The organism is Pseudomonas sp. TE31087 (assembly GCF_057284075.1).
Genome location: NZ_JBXVNN010000001.1, coordinates 5,392,906 through 5,413,490, shown reverse-complemented (window position 1 = coordinate 5,413,490; position 20,585 = coordinate 5,392,906). Strand labels below are relative to the sequence as shown.

Genomic DNA, 20,585 nt, shown 5'->3' with positions numbered 1-20,585 from the left:
ACCAGGGACTGTCCCTCCAAACGATTGCGACCTAGGCTCTGGATAGAGGCTTCTGGTCCGTTTGCGACGGCACTGCCAACCACTCGTTGTATGTTTAAACAAAATACTGCCAGCAAAAAGGCTTGTTTTCTATCTCTCGGTGAATAATCTTGTAATTCCAACAACAAAACCGTTTCAGTGAAGCTGCTCTTTGTGCCACAGGCTTCACCCGACTGCCAGAGGTAACGCCATGACCCTACGCATCGCCATCAACGGATTCGGCCGCATCGGACGCAACGTCCTGCGCGCACTGTACACGCAGGGCTACCGCCAGGACCTGCAGGTCGTCGCCATCAACGACCTGGGCGACAGCGCGATGAACGCCCATCTGCTCAAGTACGACAGCGTCCACGGCACCTTCGACGCCACTGTCGAGGCCGACCATGAAAGCCTCACCGTCAATGGCGACCGCATCGCCGTCAGCGCCATCCGCAACCCCGCCGAACTGCCCTGGAAGACCCTGGCCATCGACGTGGTGTTCGAATGCACCGGGCTGTTCACCGAACGCGCCAAGGCTGCCGCGCACCTGACGGCCGGTGCCGCCAAGGTGATCGTCAGCGCGCCGGCCAAGGGCGCCGACGCCACTGTGGTATACGGGGTCAACCACGACGTGCTGCGCGCCTCGCACCAGATCATCTCCAACGCCTCGTGTACCACCAACTGCCTGGCGCCGATCGCCCAGGTGCTGCACCGCGAGTTCGGCATCGAACAAGGCCTGATGACCACCATCCACGCCTACACCAACGACCAGGTGCTCACCGACGTCTACCACGGCGACCCGTACCGCGCCCGCTCGGCCACCCAGTCGATGATCCCGAGCAAGACCGGCGCCGCCGAGGCGGTGGGCCTGGTGTTGCCGGAACTGGCCGGCAAGCTCACCGGCATGGCCGTGCGGGTGCCGGTGATCAACGTGTCGCTGGTAGACCTCACGGTCAACCTCAAGCGCGAGGCCAGCGCCGACGAAGTCAACCAGCTGTTCCTCGAGGCCAGCCGCCACTCGCGGGTGCTGGGCTACAACGCCCTGCCGCTGGTGTCGTGCGACTTCAACCACAACCCGCTGTCGTCGATCTTCGACGCCAACCACACCCGCGCCAATGGGCGCATGCTCAAGGTGCTGGCCTGGTACGACAACGAATGGGGCTTCTCCAACCGCATGCTGGACAACTGCCTGGCGTTGTTCAACGCCAGGTGAAGTTTTGCACGATCTCCTGTAGGAGCGGCCTTTCGCGGCACAAGGCCGCTCCTACACGGGCCGCGCTAGCCGCAATATTTACCTGATCGTGACATTTCTGCGCTTGACCTCGAGCATGGATGATAAGCATTATCATTAACCCGAAAAGCGACCAGGTTTCCCCGTGAGTCAGTCCCGGTTCAACTCAGTGTTCCTCACCCAGCGCCTCTCCCTGCTGCGCACCTTGCAGCGCATGGTGGGCAACCCCAGCACCGCCGAGGACCTGCTGCAGGAAACCTACCTGCGGGTCACCCGCGCCCTGGGCGAGCGGCCGATCGAACACCTGGAGCCCTTCGTCTTCCAGACCGCCCGCAACCTGGCCCTGGACCACCTGCGTGCACGCCGCGTACAGGCGCGCACGCTGGTCGACGATGTACCCGAGCAGGTCCTGCACAATGTCGCCGCGCCCGCCGCCAGCAGCGAGGATGCCGCCCACGCCGAGCAATTGCTCAAGCACCTGAGCGTCAGCCTCGGCCAGCTCAGCGAGCGCCAACAGCGCATCTTCATCCTCAGCCGCCTGCACGGCGCCAGCTACCTGGAAATCGCCGAGCAGTTGAGCGTCTCGGCCAGCACGGTGCAGAAGGAACTGAAACTGATCATGGCCATCTGCATGGGCGTGGCCGATCGTCACCAGTGACGCGACCGCTCGCCGCTGGCCAGAGCAAAGCCCTTGCCATGGGCGGGGTCTGCATTGATCATGCGCAAAAAATGCCCGAAGCAAGGATCCCCCGTGACCGACCGCCCCACGCCTCGCCCGTCACCCGCCGAGCCTGATGCCCGCGCCCGTGCCCGCGAGGAGGCGCTGGACTGGTTGATCCGCCTGCAGTGCGCCAGCGAAGACGATACCCGCGCCTTCGAGCACTGGCTGGGGGCCGAGCCGGAGAACGCCGAGGCCTATGTCGAGGCCGAAGCGCTGTGGAACGGCGCCTCGCTGCGCCAGGCCGCCGGCCAGCTGCAGCACAGCCGCAAGCGCTCGCTCGCCGGGCGCCTGCGCAGCCACTGGAAACCGCTGGCCACCGCCGCCGTGCTGCTGGTCGGGCTGTTCACCTTCGGCAACCTGCCGGTGCGCCTGCAGGCCGACCACCTGACTGTGGTCGGCGAGCGACAGCGCCTGGAGTTGGACCCGGGTGCCAAGGTGCTGCTCAATACCAATTCGGCCTTCGCCAGCGACGAGCGCGAAGGCCGCAAGGTCGCCCGCCTGCTTCAGGGCGAGGCGTACTTCCAAGTATCCAACACCAGCCAGCCGCCCCTGGAAGTCCAGGCCGGCCCGCTGCGCGCCAGCGTGCGCGACACCGACTTCGCCGTGCGCTACCTCGATGGCGAGGCCCAGGTGCGGGTGCAACGCGGCGATGTCGACCTGCAGGCCGCGAGCGACCAGCGCATCCGCCTGAGCGCCGGCGACAGCATCAGCGTCGGCCCCAAGGGCTTCGGCCAGCGCCAGCGCCCCGACATGAGCAAGGACCTGGCCTGGATCGAAGGCCGCCTGGTGTTCGAGAACTGCCCGCTGAGCCAGGTGCTCGCCGAAGTCCGCCGCTACTACCCGGGCTTTATCATCAACCGCAACGCTCACCTGGAGCAGGTCGCGGTCACCGGCAACTACCGCCTCGACCAGCCGCTGGAAACCCTGCGCGCCCTCGCCCATATCACCTCGGCGCAACTGCACGAGTACCCAGCCGTGGTGATTCTCAACTGACCCGGTAAGTTTTTTTACGCGATCGCCCTGCCTCGCCCGTCTCGTTATAGCCAATACGATTGATTCTCGTTCAAAAACGAGAACAAGCACCGCCTATAACTCACGCGCGACAGGGAGCGCTTTCAATGCCCACAGGTCAGACCCGCCCGTCCACTTCTACCCGCCGTCGCGGGCAATTGTCCCTGCTGACCCTGGCCCTGCTCGCCAGCGGCGCCTGCAGCCTGCCGGCGCTGGCCGTGGAACCAGCCCAGGCGAGCAGCCCGCGCATGGGCGACTACCGCTTCGCCATCACCCAGCAGCCGCTGGTCGAGGCCATCAACGCCTTCAGCAAGGTGACCGGCTGGCAGGTCGGCTTCAGCGCCGAGCTGGCCGACGGCGTGGCCTCGCCGGGCGTGCAGGGCTCGCTGCCCCCGGAGATGGCGCTGCAACGCCTGCTGCGCGGCACCGGCCTGGGCTACCGTAAGATCGGCAACGGCAACGTGGTGCTCGAGCGCCAGTCCGCCGGCAACGCCATCGCCCTGCAACAGGTGACCGTCAGCGCCACCCGCAGCGCCCAGGATGTCAGCCAGGTGCCGAGCACCGTCAGCGTGCAGACCCGCGAGCAGCTGGACCGGCAGAACGTCAACGACATCAAGCAGCTGGTGCGCTATGAGCCCGGTGTGTCGGTGTCCGGCACCGGCCAGCGCAGCGGCCTGAACGGCTACAACATCCGCGGTATCGATGGCGACCGGGTGCTGACCCAGGTGGACGGCGTGTCGATTCCCGACAGCTTCTTCAACGGCCCCTACGCCCAGACCCAGCGCAACTATGTCGACCCCGAGATCGTCAAGCGCGTGGAGATCCTGCGCGGCCCGGCCTCCGTGCTGTACGGCAGCAACGCCATTGGCGGCGCAGTGAGCTACTACACCCTCGACCCGGAAGACATCATCAAGCCTGGCAAGGATGTCGGCGCACGCCTGAAGACCGGCTACAGTTCCGCCGACGAAAGCTGGCTGACCTCGGCCACCGTAGCGGGCCGCCAGGGTGACTTCGACGGCCTGCTGCACCTGAGCCAGCGCAATGGCCACGAGACCGAGTCCTATGGCGGGCATGGCGGTGCCGGCATCAACCGGACCAAAGCCAACCCTGAAGACGTTCGCACCACCAACGTGCTGGCCAAGCTGGGCTGGAACTACGCCGACGACGCGCGGTTCGGGCTGACCTACGAGCACTACAAGGATGATCGCGACCAGAACATCCTCAGCGCAGTGGGCGGACCGTTCAACGGCGGCTCGCCCCTGGGCATGTACCGCAGCCGCACCGGCAACGATACCGTCACCCGCGAGCGTTTCGGCATCAATCATGAATTCGGCCTGGATTCGCTGGTCGCCGACCACGTCAAGTGGAGCCTGAACTACCAGATCGCCAAGACCGACCAGGCAACCTCGGAAATCTACTTCCCGTTCAGCCGCACGGTGCTGCGCGAGCGCGACACCACCTACAAGGACCGCCAATGGGTGCTCGATGCCCAGCTGGACAAGGCGTTCAGCATCGGTGAAACCGACCACCTGCTCACCTACGGCACCACGCTCAAGCATGAAAAGATCACCGGCCTGCGCACCGGCAAGGGTACCTGCCTGGTAGCGGGCGGCGCCTGCCGATTCATCGGCCAGATCAGCCCGGCCGACACCCCGGCGCCGGTCAGCGACTTCCCGGATCCGACCGTGAAAACCTACAGCCTGTTCGCCCAGGACGAGATCCGCTGGAACAACTGGACCTTCCTGCCGGGCGCTCGCTACGACTACACCCGCATCGATCCGAAGATGACCGCCGAATACCTGCGCGGCGTGCAGAGCACCAGCCCCACCGGGCAAAGCCGTCTGAACGACGACGACAAGAAATGGCACCGCGTATCGCCCAAGCTGGGCGTGACCTATGCCTTCAACGACAACTACACCTGGTACGGGCAGTACGCCGAAGGTTTCCGCACACCGAGCGCTAAGGCGATCTGGGGCCGCTTCGAAAACCTCGCCGGCGGCTATGTGGTCGAGCCCAACCCGGGGCTGGAGCCGGAGAAGAGCAAGAGCTACGAAACCGGCCTGCGTGGCAACTTCGACGCCGGCAACTTCGATGTCGCGGTGTTCTACAACAAGTACCGCGATTTCATCAACGAAGAGGCCGTGCAGTCGACCAACCTGGGGACCTCCTTCCAGGCCAACAACATCAAGCACGCCACCATCAAGGGCGCCGAAGTCAAGGGCCGCCTCAACCTGGACCGCTTCGGCGCGCCTGATGGCCTGTACACCGTCGGCTCCATCGCCTATGCCTACGGGCGCAACGACGACACCGGCCAACCGCTGAACAGCGTCAACCCGCTGACCGGCGTGTTCGGCCTGGGCTACGAGCAGATCGACTATGGCACCCAGCTCAGCTGGACCGTGGTCAAGCGCAAGAACCGCGTGGACGATACCAAGTTCTTCGCCCCCGACGGTTCCAGCTCGAACTTCCGCACGCCCGGCTACGGCGTGCTGGACCTGACCGGCTTCTACCGGATCACCGACGACCTGACCCTCAACGGCGGCGTGTACAACCTGGCCGACAAGAAGTACTGGCAGTGGGACGACGTGCGCAAGTACGCCATGGTCGGTGACCAGAACGGTGTGGGCGAAGCTGCCGTCACCCAGCCGGCCAACCTGGACCGCCTGACCGCGCCGGGGCGCAACTTCGCCATCAACCTGGTGTGGGATATCTGAGGCCTGGACCCAACACCGTCGCTGTTTTCTTCGCGGGTAAACCCGCTCCCACAGGTTCCGCGTCGCTCGCAAGACCTGTGGGAGCGGGTTTACCCGCGAATAGCAGCAAACACGTTTTGCGAATGATTTCACTTTGCAGGTGAGGTTTTTTTACTGTCCCGCGTCTTCCTTTTCGTCTTGTCACTAGACAGCCCCATTTTCCAAGGATGCCCCCATGACCGCCCCTTCCACCGAACGCGCCGCCCTGCGCTCCCAGCGCCTGAACCAGGTCACCCACGCCCCGCACACCGAGCTGGACGCCCTGGTCAAATCGCACAAGCCGTTCGACAGCCGTGAAAGCTTCGCCCGCTTCGTGGTTGCCCAGTACCTGTTCCAGTCCGAGCTGCAGGCGCTGTACACCGATCCGCAACTGATCGCCATCGTGCCGGACCTGGCCGCGCGCTGCCGCGCCGAACAGGCCCGCCTGGACCTGGCCGACCTCGACACCGAAGTGCCCGCGCCCTTCGCCGGCGCCCTGGGCAAGCCAAGCCTGGGCGAGGCCCTGGGCTGGATCTTCGTCTCCGAAGGCTCCAAACTGGGCGCCGCGTTCCTGATCAAGCGCGCCGTGGCCCTGGAGCTGTCCGAGACCTTCGGTGCCCGTCACCTGGGCGAACCGGCCGGTGGCCGTGCCGAAGGCTGGAAGCAGTTCACCCGCATCCTCGACAGCCTGGACCTGTCGCCCGAGGAAGACGCCGCCGCCGAGCGTGGCGCGGTCGCCGCCTTCGAGCGCTTCACGGAGCTGCTCAAGCATGCCTACGCCGCCGACGCCGCGCTGGCCTGACACGCTTTACCCGGCCGCCTGCGGGCGGCCACACCGTTGCAGTGAGACCATGACCCGAATCGCCCGCTCGAAACTGTCCCGCCTGCTCTACGCGATCCTGGCCTATGTCAGCCTGGGCATCGGCCTGGTGGCCATCGTCATTCCCGGGCTGCCCACCACCGAGTTCATCCTCCTCGCCGCCTGGGCCGCGACCCGCAGCTCGCCGCGCCTGTCCGCCTGGTTGGAGAACCACCGGCTGTTCGGCCCGATCCTCTACAACTGGCGCAACGGCAAGGTGATCCAGCGCCGCGCCAAGGTCAGCGCGACCATCAGCATGCTGCTGTGCGCCGGCCTGATGCTGACCTTCCTCGAGCACCACTGGCCGGTGTTCCTCGCCATCACCGGCATGACCCTGGGCAACCTGTGGATCTGGTCGCGCCCGGAACGTCCGACGCCACCCGGCGCTGTCGAACTGCAAGGTTGATTCATTTGCGCTGCGGCGCCGGATGTACTGCAACGGGCTCGCTGGCGCCAGGCGGATCGGCCCGTACCACTACCGGTGCAGGCGCTGGATCACGCCACCGGATACCTGACGGCGGCCGAAGTCATACGCGCACTGGGGCGAGGCGAAGGATGCCGATCGCGGCTGTCACTGGCACGCACGGCGGCATTGCTGATCGAACGCGGCACCGTGGAAGAGCGTAAGGGTTGCGCTATCCCACAGGGAAAAGGGTTGCCAGCATCACCAGCGTGGGAGCGGGCTTGCCCCGCGAAGCGGTGTATGGCACCGGCTTAGCCGGTGATCCGGGCGGTGCGGCGTTCCGACAAGCCCGCTCCCACGCTAATCCAGTCAAATCAAGGAATTATGTTTCGTTCCAAGAGAGCCAGGCCTGATCACAGGCTCAACAACCCCGAATACAGGGCATACGCCGCCAGCCCCGCCCCCGCCAGCACCGCCGCGAAGATCAGTTTCTCCCAGGCGGTGAACAGCACCTGCCCCTGCTCGCGCTTGGCCCGGGCGAACAGGATCACCCCGGGTGCATACAGCAGCGCCGACAGCAGCACGTACTTGAGCCCACCGGCATACAGCAGCCAGACCGCGTACAGCAGCGCGATCGCCGCCACCAGCAGGTCCTTGCGCCTCAGCCCCACCTGCCCCTGGTAGCCTTCGCCACGCCAGGCCAGCAGCACGGCGTAGGCCGCCGACCAGAAATACGGCACCAGGATCATAGACGACGCCAGGTAGATCAGGCTGGTATAGGTCCCCGCCGAAAACAGGGTGATCAGCAGGAAGCCCTGGATCATCACATTGGTCAGCCATAGCGCGTTGGCCGGTACCTGGTTGGCGTTCTCCCGCGCCAGGAAGCGCGGCATGGTCTTGTCCCGGGCGGTGGCATAGAGGATCTCGGCGCACAGCAGCGCCCACGACAGCAATGCCCCAAGCAGCGACACCGCCAGGCCGATGCTGATCAACAGCGCCCCCCAGGGCCCGACGATATGCTCCAGCACCGAGGCCAGCGAGGGGTTCTGCAAGCCAGCCAGCTCCGGCTGGGTCATCACCCCCAGCGACAGCACGTTGACCAACACCAGCAGCGCCAGCACGCCGAGAAAACCGACCACGGTGGCCTTGCCCACGTCCGAGCGGTGCAGCGCCCGCCCCGAATAGACACTCGCGCCCTCGATACCGATAAACACGAACACTGTCACCAGCATCATGTTGCGCACCTGCTCCAGCACGCTGCCGAACTGCGGATTGCTCAGCCCCCAGATGTCGCGGGTGAAGATGTCGGCGCGAAAGGCGAAGGCGGCGATGACGATGAACATCAGCAGCGGCACGACCTTGGCCACGGTGGTCACCTGGTTGATGAAGGCGGCTTCCTTGATGCCGCGCAGCACCAGGAAATGCACCGCCCACAGCAGCAGCGAGGCGCAGCCGATGGCCACCGGCGTGTTGCCTTCGCCGAACACTGGAAAGTAAAAGCCGAGGGTGCTGAACAGCAGCACGAAGTAGCCGACGTTGCCCAGCCAGGCGCTGATCCAGTAGCCCCAAGCCGAGGAGAAACCCATGTAATCACCAAAGCCGGCCTTGGCGTAGGCATACACCCCGGAGTCCAGCTCCGGCTTGCGGTTAGCCAGGGTCTGGAACACGAAGGCCAGCGCCAGCATCCCCACCGCGGTGATGCCCCAGCCGATCAGCACCGCCCCGACATCGGCACGGGCGGCCATGTTCTGCGGCAACGAGAAGATCCCGCCACCGATCATCGAGCCGACCACCAGCGCGATCAGCGCCCCTAGACGCAGTTTCTGTCCCGGTTCGCTCATGGGGCTCCTCGTGCGCGGGCGCGCGTGAACGTATTGGCCGACATTATTGTTACAAGTTTTTTATCAAATAAAGCCATTAAACCTATAGCACTCATAACCATGTTGTCTATAGCGACACCTTAATAAAAATCACATTAGTCGACTACTTTGCGGATCGTCTAAACCCGTCGCTATTTGCTGTGAAAAATTTGCGAAAACCGCAAAACGGACTAACTTCTCAGTTCGCAGGCGAAACGGAGCGTTTGCTCTAGAAGGACATGGAGGTGCCAGCGCACAAGGCCTGCGTCAGAGCTGTCGGCATCCTCCAGGAGGCGCGTGAAGGATTTTTCTGATCTTCATGCGGGCATGAACTGATCTAAGTCAGCGAATGATCCAGGCGTCAGATTTATTCTGAGGTCAACTTTCTCCTGGTACGGAGTCGTTAAATGTCTGATTCTCCCGGAAAACTAAAACTAGGTGCACTTGTTGCACTTGTCGTCGGCTCGATGATCGGTGGCGGGATCTTCTCGTTGCCGCAGAACATGGCCGCCAGCGCCGGCGTCGGCGCCGTGCTGATCGGCTGGGCCATCACCGCGGTGGGCATGCTCACCCTCGCCTTCGTCTTCCAGACCCTGGCCAACCGCAAGCCAAACCTTGACGGCGGGGTGTACGCCTACGCCAAGGCCGGCTTCGGCGACTACATGGGCTTTTCCTCGGCCTGGGGCTACTGGATCAGTGCCTGGCTGGGCAACGTCGGCTACTTCGTGCTGCTGTTCAGCACCTTGGGGTATTTCTTCCCGGTATTCGGTGAAGGCAACACTCCCGCGGCGGTGATCGGTGCTTCCGTTCTGCTGTGGGCGGTGCACTTCCTGGTGCTGCGCGGCATCAAGGAAGCCGCCTTCATCAACCTGGTCACCACCGTGGCCAAGGTCGTGCCGCTGGCGCTGTTCGCGCTGATCTGCCTGTTCGCCTTCAAGCTCGATGTGTTTACCGCGGACATCTGGGCCGTCGGCACGCCGGACCTGGGCAGCGTGATGAACCAGGTGCGCAACATGATGCTGGTCACCGTGTGGGTGTTCATCGGCATCGAAGGCGCGAGCATCTTCTCTTCCCGTGCGGAAAAACGCTCCGACGTCGGCAAGGCCACGGTCATCGGCTTCGTCACCGTGCTGCTGTTCCTGGTGCTGGTCAACGTACTGTCGCTCGGCGTGATGACCCAACCGGAGCTGGCCAAGCTGCAGAACCCATCGATGGCCGCGGTGCTGGAACACGTGGTCGGCCACTGGGGCGCGGTGCTGATCAGCGTCGGCCTGATCATCTCGCTGCTGGGCGCCCTGCTGTCATGGGTGCTGCTGTGCGCCGAGATCATGTTCGCCGCCGCCAAGGACCACACCATGCCGGAGTTCCTGCGCCGCGAGAACGCCAACCATGTGCCGGCCAACGCCCTGTGGCTGACCAACGCCATGGTGCAGATCTTCCTGGTCATCACCCTGTTCTCCAACAGCACCTACCTGTCGCTGATCTACCTCGCCACCTCGATGATCCTGGTGCCTTACCTGTGGTCGGCGGCCTACGCCTTCCTGCTGGCCTGGCGCAACGAGACCTACGAACAGGCCCTGGCCGAACGCAAGAAAGACCTGATCATCGGCGGCATCGCCCTGCTCTACGCAATCTGGCTGCTGTACGCCGGCGGCGTGAAATACCTGCTGCTCTCGGCCCTGCTCTACGCCCCTGGCGCGATCCTGTTCGCCAAGGCCAAGCGCGAGGTCGGCCAACCGATCTTCACCAGCGTGGAAAAACTGATCTTCGCCGCCGTGGTCGCGGGCGCCCTGGTGGCGGCCTACGGCCTGTACGACGGTTTCCTGACTCTCTGAACCCCACGTCTTCGCTTTACAGGAGGATTCACCATGTCCACTGAGAAACAGAAATACGGCGTTCACTCCGAAGCCGGCAAACTGCGCAAAGTGATGGTCTGCAGCCCAGGCCTTGCGCACCAGCGCCTGACCCCGAGCAACTGCGACGAGTTGCTGTTCGATGACGTCATCTGGGTCAACCAGGCCAAGCGCGACCACTTCGATTTCGTCACCAAGATGCGCGAGCGCGGCATCGAAGTGCTGGAAATGCACAATCTGCTGACCGAGACCATCCAGAATCCCGAAGCACTGAAGTGGATTCTCGATCGCAAGATCACCGACGACACTGTCGGTATCGGCCTGAAAAACGAAGTGCGCAGCTGGCTCGAAGGCCTCGAGCCGCGCAAGTTGGCCGAGTTCCTGATCGGCGGCGTGGCAGGTGAAGACCTGCCCGACAGCGAAGGCGCGAGCGTGATCAAGATGTATCGCGATTACCTCGGCCACTCCAGTTTCCTGCTCGACCCGCTGCCCAATACCCAGTTCACCCGTGACACCACTTGCTGGATTTACGGTGGCGTTACCCTCAACCCAATGTACTGGCCGGCGCGACGCCAAGAGACTCTGTTGACCAGCGCCATCTACAAGTTCCACCCCGAATTTACCAATGCCGACTTTGAAGTCTGGTACGGCGACCCGGACAAGGACCACGGCAAAGCTACCCTTGAAGGCGGCGATGTGATGCCGATCGGCAATGGTGTCGTGCTGATCGGCATGGGAGAGCGCAGCTCGCGCCAGGCCATCGGCCAACTGGCGCAATCGCTGTTCGCCAAGGGTGCGGTAGAGAAGGTGGTGGTCGCCGGGCTGCCGAAGTCCCGCGCAGCGATGCACCTGGACACCGTGTTCAGCTTCTGCGACCGCGATCTGGTCACCGTCTTCCCCGAAGTGGTCAAGGAAATCGTGCCGTTCGTGATCCGTCCTGATAGCAGCAAGCCTTATGGCATGGATGTGCGCCGCGAGAACAAATCATTCATCGAGGTGGTCGCCGAATCGCTCAACCTCAAGAAATTGCGCGTGGTCGAGACCGGCGGCAACAGCTTCGCCGCCGAACGCGAACAATGGGATGACGGCAACAACGTGGTGGCCGTGGAACCCGGCGTGGTCATTGGCTACGACCGCAACACCTACACCAACACCCTGCTGCGCAAGGCCGGGATCGAGGTCATCACCATCAGCGCCGGCGAGCTGGGCCGGGGCCGCGGCGGCGGCCACTGCATGACCTGCCCGATCGTGCGCGACCCTATCGACTACTAACGCCCATCGAAACCGGCCGCGCCCACGAGGCAGCGGCCGGGCACCTCACCGAATCCAAGGAGAACCGTCATGGCGTTCAATATCCACAACCGCAACCTGCTCAGCCTCGAACACCACAGCACCCGCGAGCTGCGCTACCTGCTGGACCTGTCCCGCGACCTCAAGCGCGCCAAGTACACCGGCACCGAGCAGCAGCACCTGAAGGGCAACAACATCGCCCTGATCTTCGAGAAGACCTCGACCCGCACCCGCTGCGCCTTCGAAGTCGCCGCCTATGACCAGGGCGCCAACGTCACCTACATCGACCCCAACTCCTCGCAGATCGGCCACAAGGAGAGCATGAAGGACACCGCCCGCGTGCTCGGGCGCATGTACGACGCCATCGAGTACCGTGGCTTCAAGCAGGAGATCGTCGAGGAACTGGCCAAGTTCGCCGGCGTGCCGGTGTTCAACGGCCTGACCGACGAATACCACCCGACCCAGATGATCGCCGACGTGCTGACCATGCGCGAGCACAGCGACAAGCCGCTGCACGACATCAGCTACGCCTACCTGGGCGACGCCCGCAACAACATGGGCAACTCGCTGCTGCTGATCGGCGCCAAACTCGGCATGGACGTGCGCATCGCCGCGCCCAAGGCCCTGTGGCCCCATGACGACCTGGTCGAGCGCTGCCACAAGTACGCCGAGGAAAGCGGCGCGCGCATCACCCTGACCGAAGACCCGAAAGCCGCGGTCAAGGGCGTTGACTTCGTCCACACCGACGTCTGGGTGTCGATGGGCGAGCCGATCGAAGCCTGGGGCGAGCGCATCAAACAGCTCAAGCCCTATCAGGTGAACAAGGAACTGATGAAGGCCACCGGCAACCCACGGACCAAGTTCATGCACTGCCTGCCGGCGTTCCACAACTCCGAGACCAAGGTCGGCAAGCAGATCGCCGAGCAGTACCCGGACCTGGCCAACGGCATCGAAGTGACCGATGACGTGTTCGAGTCGCCGGCGTGCATCGCCTTCGAGCAGGCGGAGAATCGCATGCACACGATCAAGGCGATCCTGGTGTCGACCCTGGCTGACCTTTGATGGCCATGTAGGGTTCCTCGGTGGGAGCGGGCTTGCCCCGCGATAGCGCCAGCCGCAATGGCATCGTTGCCTGGTCCGACGCCATCGCGGGTCAAGCCCGCTCCCACGATTACAGGTTTTCCACGAAAGGACATTCCCCATGCGTATCGTTGTTGCATTGGGCGGCAACGCCCTGCTGCGCCGCGGCGAACCGATGACCGCCGACAACCAGCGCGCCAATATCCGCACCGCCACCGAGCAGATCGCCAAGATCCACCCCGGCAACGAACTGGTCATCGCCCACGGCAACGGCCCGCAGGTCGGCCTGCTGTCGCTGCAGGGGCTGTCGTACAAGCCGGATGAAGCCTACCCGCTGGACGTGCTCGGCGCCGAGACCGAAGGCATGATCGGCTACATGATCGAACAGGAGCTGGGCAACCTGCTGGCCTTCGAGGTGCCGTTCGCCACCCTGCTCACCCAGGTGGAAGTGGACGCCAACGACCCGGCGTTCAAGGACCCGACCAAGTTCATCGGCCCGGTCTACGCCAAGGACGAGGCCGAACGCCTGGCCAAGGAAAAAGGCTGGGTGGTCAAGCCCGACGGCGACAAGTACCGCCGCGTGGTGGCCAGCCCGAAACCCAAGCGCATCTTCGAGATCCGCCCGATCAAGTGGCTGCTGGAGAAGAGCAGCATCGTGATCTGCGCCGGCGGCGGCGGCATCCCCACCATGTATGACGAGAACCGCAAGCTCAAGGGCATCGAGGCGGTGATCGACAAGGACCTGTGCTCGGCGCTGCTCGCCGAACAACTGGAAGCCGACCTGCTGATCATCGCCACCGACGTCGACGCGGCGTACATTGATTTCGATAAACCGACGAAAAAAGCCATCGCCCAGGCTCATCCGGACGAGCTAGAAAAACTGGGCTTTGCCGCCGGCTCCATGGGGCCGAAGGTCCAGGCCGCCTGCGACTTTGCGCGCAACACCGGCAAGGTGGCGGTGATCAGCTCGCTGGAGAACATCGAGGACATCGTCAAGGGCACCGCCGGCACGCGGGTTTCCACCGCCAAGCCCGGTATCAGCTACCGTTGAATGCAGTTGGCGGGTGCCTGGCACCCGCCGTTTTCAACCTTCCGGAGGACTCGCCATGGCCCAGTATCAACCTGGTCACGTGCATATCGAGCGCACCGCGCTGAACACCAACGACCACAGCTACGACCTGTGCATCGACTACGAGGCCGTGTCGGACCCAAGTGAAGGCCGCGGCATCCAGTTCCGCATGCATGGCAAGATCGAAGGCAAGGCGGTGGACGAAAAGTTCTTCCTGGCCAAGGACCAGGTGCTGCCGAGCTTTCTGATGCAGTTGAGCCGCAAGGCCCAGTCGTTCCTGCCGCCACCGAAGAAGTTCGAGAACCTCGGCTCGCCGCACAAGCTGTATGACTATATGTTCGAAGACATTCGCACCAAGCTGGATGTGAAATCGGGTGACCCGATCAAACCTGAACATCTCGAGTAATTGCTGGGGCTGCTGCGCAGCCCTTTCGCGACACAAGGCCGCTCCTACAGGTACATGCGATCCCTGTAGGAGCGGCCTTGTGTCGCGAAAGGGCCGCAAAGCGGCCCCAGCAATGTTGGGCTAGGCACACCTCGCAAGGCATACTACGGCCTCCCTCGGCCATAATTGCCCCCCATGCGCATCCACGTCAGCTTCATCGACCGCGTCGGCATCACCCAGGAAGTCCTGGCCCTGCTCGGTGCCCGCAACCTCAACCTCGATGCCGTGGAGATGGTCCCGCCGAACGTCTACATCGATGCCCCGACCCTGAGCCCCGCCGTGCTCGAAGAGCTGCACGACGCCCTGTTCGAGGTGCGCGGCGTACAGTCGGTGCAAGTGGTCGACATCCTCCCCGGCCAGCGCCGCCACCTGCAACTCGACGCCCTGCTCGCCGCCATGAGCGACCCGGTGCTGGCGGTGGACAGCGCAGGCAAGGTGCTGCTGGCCAACCCGGCGCTGATCGCCCTGTGCGGGCGCGAGTCAGCCGGGCGCTCGGTGGGCGAGCTGTTCGGCGATCCCGACCTGCTCCAGGCCCTGCTGGACAACAACTTCCACCTGCCCATGCGCGAGATGCAGCTCAACGGCCAGAGCCTGCTGCTCGACGCCACGCCGATCACCCACGCCGGCGGCCTGCTGACCCTGTACCCGCCCAACCGCATGGGTGAGCGCCTGTCGGCCCTGCACCACGACCATGCCGAAGGTTTCGACGCCATGCTCGGCGACTCCCCGGCCATCCGTACCCTCAAGGCCCGCGCCCTGCGCGTGGCCACCCTCGACGCACCACTGCTGGTGCACGGCGAGACCGGTACCGGCAAGGAGCTGGTGGCCCGAGCCTGCCATGCCATCAGCAGCCGCCATGCCTCGCCGTTCCTGGCGCTCAACTGCGCCGCGCTGCCCGAGAGCCTGGCCGAGAGCGAACTGTTCGGCTACGCCCCCGGCGCTTTCACCGGCGCGCAACGTGGTGGCAAGCCCGGGCTGATGGAGCTGGCCAACCAGGGCACGGTGTTCCTCGACGAGATCGGCGAGATGTCGCCCTACCTGCAAGCCAAGCTGCTGCGGTTTCTCAGCGATGGCAGCTTCCGCCGCGTGGGCGGCGACCGCGAGGTGAAGGTGGACGTGCGCATCATCAGCGCCACCCACCGCGACCTGGAGCGCATGGTCGGCGAAGGCACCTTCCGCGAAGACCTGTTCTACCGCCTCAATGTGCTCAACCTGCAGGTCCCGCCGCTGCGCGATCGCGGCCAGGACATCCTGTCGCTGGCGCAGTTCTTCATGCAGCAGGCCTGCACCCAGATCCAGCGCCCAGCCTGCCGGCTGGCGCCTGCAACGCATCCGGCACTGCTGGCCAATCCCTGGCCGGGCAACGTGCGCCAGCTACAGAACGTGATCTTCCGCGCCGCGGCCATCTGCGAAGGCAACCTGGTGGATATCGGCGACCTGGATATCGCCGGCACCTCGGTAGCACGCGGCCAGGAGGGCGAGGTCGCCAGCCTGGAACAAGCTGTCGGCGACTTCGAGCGGGAGCTGCTGCAGAGGCTGTATGCCAGCTACCCCTCGACCCGGCAGTTGGCCGGGCGCTTGCAAACCTCGCACAGCGCCATCGCCCAGCGTTTGCGCAAATATGGAATTCCCGGCAAGGCCTGACGCAACGTGAGGATTTTCCTGTCTGACTTTACCGACTGCCGGTGCAGGAAAATCACCCGCCAAAAATGCTGAAATTGCCCGTGGCATCTCGCTATCAAGCAGCTACCTCGGTCACGCGCCCGGCACCTTCCGAGTCAGTCAATTCCCTGACGTTTGACGCCATCCAGCGCTGCTCCATGCTACCTCCGTGACGGCCTAGGGACCGCAGAAGTCAGGCCGCCCTCAGGATCATCAACCTAGGAGCACCATCAATGTCTGGAACGACTCAAACCATCGATGTGCTGATCACCGTCGATGCCGATTACCTGCTCAGCAAACCCCAGGACGTAGCAGGCTCGATCGCCATGGTCACCCGCCGCGATGCCATCGACTCGCAGGCCTCCAACGACAGAGGCGAACGCGATGGCGGGGCTGAACTGTGGATCGACGCCAACCCGGGCGACAATATCCGTTGGCGGGCCACCACCCTCTCGCGCAACTTCGACCGTATCGCCTTGATCACCAGGGTCGTGCAGGGCGATCCGCACCAGGGAGGCAACTATCCGGGCAGCATGTCCACACCGATTTCCTATAACGTGCCGAACATCCCGGTACCCTATCTGGACAAGAGCGCTGCCCATGGCATCAGCAAGACCGATGTCACCTACACCTTCTGGCAAGCAGTTGCCGAAGCTCCCGGCAAGCTCTGGTACAAAGTCGGCTTTGTGCTGCTGGATCGCAACCTGAACCAGATTGGCCCCGAATACATCTGGGATCCGTACATCACCGTCAGATGAACCAGGCGTCCCCCCCCCCCCTGGCCGGCAACGGCCAGGAACTCCTCCATACCCGCCACTTGTAACGAATTAAATACACTGTATCTAATTCAATACACTCTTGTTTGAATGCGTCTACGCAAGGGTTTGATCCCGCTACGCTTTTGAATTCCTCCCCAACTGTATCGATTTCATTCCACAAGAATGACGAGCAGCCATCGATAATAATTTAACTCATTGATTTATAAACATTTTTATCGACTGGCCGCATTATTGCTAAGGGAATTCCAACCTTAAGAGCGCGGAGCCTACCGCGCCCAACGCCCCCTGCTTCCCGAGGAATTCCCATGAGCGAGTTGCGTTTCACCGAAGATCACGAATGGCTGCGCGTCGAAACTGACGGCAGCGTCACCGTGGGCATCACCGCCTACGCCCAGAACGCCCTTGGCGACGTGGTCTATGTGCAACTGCCGGAACTGCAGCAGTACGACAAGGGCGCCGAAGCCTCCACTGTGGAGTCGGTCAAAGCCGCCAGCGGGGTGTACATGCCGCTGACCGGTGAAGTGGTCGCGGTCAATGAAGGCCTGAACGACAGCCCCGAGCTGGTCAACGAAGACCCGCTGGGCGAAGGCTGGTTCTTCCGCTTCATCCCCGCCGACATGAGCCAAGTGGCCGCCCTGCTCGACCAGGCTGCCTACGACCGCTTGCTCAAAGCCAACGACGACGCCTGAGGTACCGCACCATGACCCTCAACCTCGGCACCGCCAACGAATTCATCGCCCGTCATATCGGCCCGCGCGCCGCTGACGAGCAAGCCATGCTCACCACCCTGGGCTTCGACTCGCTGGAAGCGATGACCGCCGCAGTCATCCCCGACAGCATCAAGGGCACCAGCGTGCTCGGCAGCGAAGACGGCCAGAGCGAGGCCGATGCCCTCGCCGCGCTGAAAGCCATTGCCGGCAAGAACCAGCTGTTCAAGAGCTACATCGGCCAGGGCTACTACAACACCCACACCCCGGCGCCGATCCTGCGCAACCTCCTGGAAAACCCGGCCTGGTACACCGCTTACACCCCGTACCAGCCAGAGATCTCCCAAGGCCGCCTGGAAGCGCTGCTGAACTTCCAGACCCTGATCAGCGACCTCACCGGCCTGCCGATCGCCAACGCCTCCCTGCTCGACGAGGCCACCGCCGCCGCCGAAGCCATGACCTTCTGCAAGCGCCTGTCGAAGAACAAGGCCAGCCATGCCTTCTTCGCCTCCGCGCACTGCCACCCGCAGACCCTCGACGTGCTGCGCACCCGTGCCGAGCCGCTGGGCATCGAGGTGGTGGTGGGCGACGAGCGTGAACTGGGCGATGTCAGCGCCTTCTTCGGCGCTCTGCTGCAGTACCCGGCCAGCAACGGTGACGTGTTCGACTACCGCGAAGTGGTGCAGCGCTTCCACGCCGCAGGCGCCCTGGTGGCCGTGGCCGCCGACCTGCTGGCCCTGACCCTGCTCACCCCGCCGGGCGAATTCGACGCCGACGTGGCCATCGGCAGCGCCCAGCGCTTCGGTGTGCCGCTGGGCTTCGGTGGCCCGCACGCGGCCTACTTCGCCACCCGCGACGCGTTCAAGCGCGACATGCCGGGGCGCCTGGTCGGCGTATCGATCGACCGCTTCGGCAAAAGCGCCCTGCGCCTGGCCATGCAGACCCGCGAACAGCACATCCGCCGCGAGAAGGCCACCAGCAACATCTGCACCGCCCAGGTGCTGCTGGCCAACATCGCCAGCATGTACGCCGTGTACCACGGCCCGGCCGGCCTCAAGCGCATCGCCGAGCGTACCCACGCACTGACCGCGATCCTGGCCACCGGCCTGACCAAACTGGGCGTGAAAGTGGTCACCGGCGACTTCTTCGATACCCTGACCCTGGCCACCGGCAGCGCTACCAGCGCCTTGCACGACAAGGCCCGCGCCCAGGGCATCAACCTGCGCCAGGTCGACGCCGCCCATCTGGGTCTGTCGCTGGACGAAACCAGCAGCCAGGCCGATGTCGAGGCCTTGTGGCAGCTGTTCGCCGACGGCCAGGCCACCCCGGACCTCGCCGCCCTGGCCAACACTGTCGCCGTGCGCCTGCCGGCTGGCCTGCTGCGCCAGTCGGCCATTCTCGAGCACCCGGTGTTCAACCGCTATCACAGCGAAACCGAGCTGATGCGCTACCTGCGCCGCCTGGCCGACAAGGACCTGGCGCTGGACCGCAGCATGATCCCGCTGGGCTCGTGCACCATGAAGCTCAACGCCGCCAGCGAGATGATCCCGGTGACCTGGGCCGAGTTCGGCAACCTGCACCCGTTCGCCCCGGCCGAGCAGAGCCAGGGCTACCTGCAGATGACCACCGAGCTGGAGGCCATGCTCTGCGCCGCCACCGGCTATGACGCCGTGTCGCTGCAGCCCAACGCCGGTTCCCAGGGCGAGTACGCAGGCCTCCTGGCGATCCGTGCCTACCACCGCAGCCGTGGCGACAGCCACCGCGACATCTGCCTGATCCCGTCCTCGGCCCACGGCACCAACCCCGCCACCGCGCACATGGCCGGCATGCGCGTGGTGGTCACCGCCTGCGACGCCCGCGGCAACGTCGACATCGACGACCTGCGCGCCAAGGCCATCGAGCACCGCGAGCGCCTGGCGGCGATCATGATCACCTACCCGTCGACCCACGGCGTGTTCGAGGAAGCCATCGGCGAGATCTGCGCGATCATCCACGACAATGGCGGCCAGGTGTACATCGATGGCGCCAACATGAACGCCATGGTCGGCCTGTGCGCACCGGGCAAGTTCGGCGGCGACGTCTCGCACCTGAACCTGCACAAGACCTTCTGCATCCCCCACGGCGGTGGCGGCCCGGGCGTCGGCCCGATCGGCGTCAAGTCGCACCTGGCGCCGTTCCTGCCCGGCCACGCGACGCTGGAGAACACCACGGGCGCCGTGTGCGCCGCGCCGTTCGGCAGCGCCAGCATCCTGCCGATCACCTGGATGTACATTCGAATGATGGGTGGCGCCGGCCTCAAGCGCGCCTCGCAGATGGCGATCCTCAACGCCAACTACATCGCCCGTCGCCTGGAAGAGCACTATCCTGTGCTGTACACCGGCAGCAACGGTCTGGTGGCGCATGAATGCATCCTCGACCTGCGTCCGCTCAAGGACACCAGCGGCATCAGCGTCGACGACGTGGCCAAGCGCCTGATCGACTTCGGCTTCCACGCCCCGACCATGTCCTTCCCGGTGGCCGGCACGCTGATGATCGAACCGACCGAAAGCGAGTCCAAAGAGGAACTGGACCGCTTCTGCAACGCGATGATCCAGATCCGCGAGGAAATTCGCGCCGTCGAGAACGGTAGCCTGGACAAGGACGACAACCCGCTGAAGAACGCCCCGCACACCGCGGCGGAGCTGGCCGGCGAATGGACCCACGGCTACAGCCGCGAGCAGGCGGTGTACCCGCTGCCGAGCCTGGTGGAAGGCAAGTACTGGCCGCCGGTGGGCCGGGTCGACAACGTGTTCGGCGACCGCAACCTGGTCTGCGCCTGCCCGTCGATCGAGAGCTATCAGGACGTCTGATAGCTCTTCCATGTAGG

General features: G+C 64.2%; 16 protein-coding genes. 15 read left to right on the top strand and 1 reads right to left on the bottom strand.

Annotated elements, in window-relative coordinates; all coding sequences use genetic code 11:
* The first annotated feature begins 229 nt into the window (after positions 1-229).
* The 6 genes from gap to ACZ899_RS24475 all read left to right on the top strand — a co-directional run bounded on the left by gap (position 230) and on the right by ACZ899_RS24475 (position 6,978).
* Positions 230-1,231, top strand: a complete 1,002-nt coding sequence (gene gap, locus ACZ899_RS24500) for a type I glyceraldehyde-3-phosphate dehydrogenase (protein ID WP_234561709.1) — start codon at positions 230-232, stop codon at positions 1,229-1,231.
* 163 nt (positions 1,232-1,394) lie between these two features.
* Positions 1,395-1,907 (top strand): RNA polymerase sigma factor, encoded by a 513-nt coding sequence (locus tag ACZ899_RS24495; RefSeq protein ID WP_234561710.1) that lies wholly within the window; start codon positions 1,395-1,397, stop codon positions 1,905-1,907.
* A gap of 93 nt (positions 1,908-2,000) precedes the next feature.
* Positions 2,001-2,963, top strand: a complete 963-nt coding sequence (locus tag ACZ899_RS24490) for a FecR family protein (protein WP_203650917.1) — start codon at positions 2,001-2,003, stop codon at positions 2,961-2,963.
* A 125-nt stretch (positions 2,964-3,088) separates the two neighbouring features.
* Entirely contained in the window at positions 3,089-5,695 is a 2,607-nt protein-coding gene (locus ACZ899_RS24485; RefSeq protein WP_234561711.1) for a TonB-dependent receptor, read from the top strand.
* A gap of 214 nt (positions 5,696-5,909) precedes the next feature.
* Positions 5,910-6,515 (top strand): biliverdin-producing heme oxygenase, encoded by a 606-nt coding sequence (locus tag ACZ899_RS24480; protein ID WP_062360424.1) that lies wholly within the window; start codon positions 5,910-5,912, stop codon positions 6,513-6,515.
* 49 nt (positions 6,516-6,564) lie between these two features.
* Positions 6,565-6,978, top strand: a complete 414-nt coding sequence (locus ACZ899_RS24475) for a YbaN family protein (protein WP_062575031.1) — start codon at positions 6,565-6,567, stop codon at positions 6,976-6,978.
* A gap of 410 nt (positions 6,979-7,388) precedes the next feature.
* Here the strand turns inward: ACZ899_RS24475 and arcD (ACZ899_RS24470) are convergent, their stop codons facing one another.
* Positions 7,389-8,816, bottom strand: a complete 1,428-nt coding sequence (arcD, locus tag ACZ899_RS24470) for an arginine-ornithine antiporter (protein ID WP_203650900.1) — start codon at positions 8,814-8,816, stop codon at positions 7,389-7,391.
* 425 nt (positions 8,817-9,241) lie between these two features.
* On the opposite strand from arcD (ACZ899_RS24470), the gene arcD (ACZ899_RS24465) reads away from it, so the two are divergent.
* The 9 genes from arcD (ACZ899_RS24465) (at position 9,242) to gcvP (ending at position 20,568) form a co-directional block, all read left to right on the top strand.
* Positions 9,242-10,669 carry an arginine-ornithine antiporter gene (gene arcD / locus ACZ899_RS24465; protein WP_203650898.1) on the top strand — a complete coding sequence of 476 codons (1,428 nt, stop codon included), beginning with the start codon at positions 9,242-9,244 and terminating at the stop codon, positions 10,667-10,669.
* Between the two features lie 33 nt (positions 10,670-10,702).
* Positions 10,703-11,959, top strand: a complete 1,257-nt coding sequence (gene arcA / locus ACZ899_RS24460; protein ID WP_234561712.1) for an arginine deiminase — start codon at positions 10,703-10,705, stop codon at positions 11,957-11,959.
* Between the two features lie 69 nt (positions 11,960-12,028).
* Entirely contained in the window at positions 12,029-13,039 is a 1,011-nt protein-coding gene (locus ACZ899_RS24455) for an ornithine carbamoyltransferase (protein WP_110738301.1), read from the top strand.
* Positions 13,040-13,178: 139 nt separating this feature from the next.
* Positions 13,179-14,108 (top strand): carbamate kinase, encoded by a 930-nt coding sequence (gene arcC, locus ACZ899_RS24450; RefSeq protein WP_234561713.1) that lies wholly within the window; start codon positions 13,179-13,181, stop codon positions 14,106-14,108.
* A gap of 55 nt (positions 14,109-14,163) precedes the next feature.
* Positions 14,164-14,532 (top strand): DUF5064 family protein, encoded by a 369-nt coding sequence (locus tag ACZ899_RS24445; RefSeq protein ID WP_203650888.1) that lies wholly within the window; start codon positions 14,164-14,166, stop codon positions 14,530-14,532.
* 174 nt (positions 14,533-14,706) lie between these two features.
* A complete protein-coding gene (locus ACZ899_RS24440; RefSeq protein WP_234561715.1) occupies positions 14,707-16,215 on the top strand; it encodes a sigma-54-dependent transcriptional regulator in 1,509 nt (502 codons plus the stop codon).
* 251 nt (positions 16,216-16,466) lie between these two features.
* The gene (locus tag ACZ899_RS24435) at positions 16,467-16,991 is read left to right on the top strand and encodes an AidA/PixA family protein (protein ID WP_234561718.1); all 525 of its coding nucleotides are present in this window, start codon (positions 16,467-16,469) and stop codon (positions 16,989-16,991) included.
* A 326-nt stretch (positions 16,992-17,317) separates the two neighbouring features.
* Positions 17,318-17,701 carry a glycine cleavage system protein GcvH gene (gcvH, locus tag ACZ899_RS24430; protein WP_234561720.1) on the top strand — a complete coding sequence of 128 codons (384 nt, stop codon included), beginning with the start codon at positions 17,318-17,320 and terminating at the stop codon, positions 17,699-17,701.
* Between the two features lie 11 nt (positions 17,702-17,712).
* A complete protein-coding gene (gene gcvP, locus ACZ899_RS24425; RefSeq protein ID WP_234561722.1) occupies positions 17,713-20,568 on the top strand; it encodes an aminomethyl-transferring glycine dehydrogenase in 2,856 nt (951 codons plus the stop codon).
* Positions 20,569-20,585 lie beyond the last annotated feature (17 nt).